The sequence below is a fragment of the Microbacterium karelineae genome (assembly GCF_009745985.1).
Lineage (GTDB): Bacteria > Actinomycetota > Actinomycetes > Actinomycetales > Microbacteriaceae > Microbacterium > Microbacterium karelineae.
Window position 1 is genome coordinate 1 of record NZ_WFIX01000116.1, and the last position, 427, is coordinate 427.

The 427-nt window shown below is 36.8% G+C and carries 1 protein-coding gene; it reads left to right on the forward strand.

Annotated elements, in window-relative coordinates:
• The first annotated feature begins 72 nt into the window (after positions 1-72).
• Positions 73-354, forward strand: a complete 282-nt coding sequence (locus GB932_RS22165) for an Rrf2 family transcriptional regulator (protein ID WP_197517215.1) — start codon at positions 73-75, stop codon at positions 352-354.
• Positions 355-427: the final 73 nt, after the last annotated feature.

A 427-nucleotide genomic window follows, 5' to 3' on the forward strand; every position in this document is an offset into this window, starting at 1 on the left:
TCCCATTGTAGCGAACAATGTACTCGCGAAGTTAATAATTCTCATCTTTAGTATGTTTATGAAGTAATTACAATGAACAATACAAGATTTGCTACGGCAGTACATATAATGACACTATTGGCGAAAAGCCCTCAGGAGTGGCTTACTTCTGACTGGATGGCCGGTAGTATCAATGTGAATCCGGTGATTATCCGAAAGGAGATCAGCGTATTGAGAGAGGCAGGTCTGATTATCAGCAGACAAGGAAAAGAAGGAGGAAGTCAGCTTGCAAAAAATGCTGAAATGATCACAATTTCCGAGGTTTTTTTTACGTACCTTTCATTTGATTTAATGCCTATTCCAACAAGTATTTAATTAAAATTATTTCATAAACATACTAAAGATGAGAATTATTAACTTCGCGAGTACATTGTTCGCTACAATGGGA

What these genes read in the sequence shown, in the direction of transcription:
- GB932_RS22165 (WP_197517215.1), top strand. Translation starts at nt 73, where the DNA reads ATGAACAATACAAGATTTGCTACGGCAGTACATATAATGACACTATTG.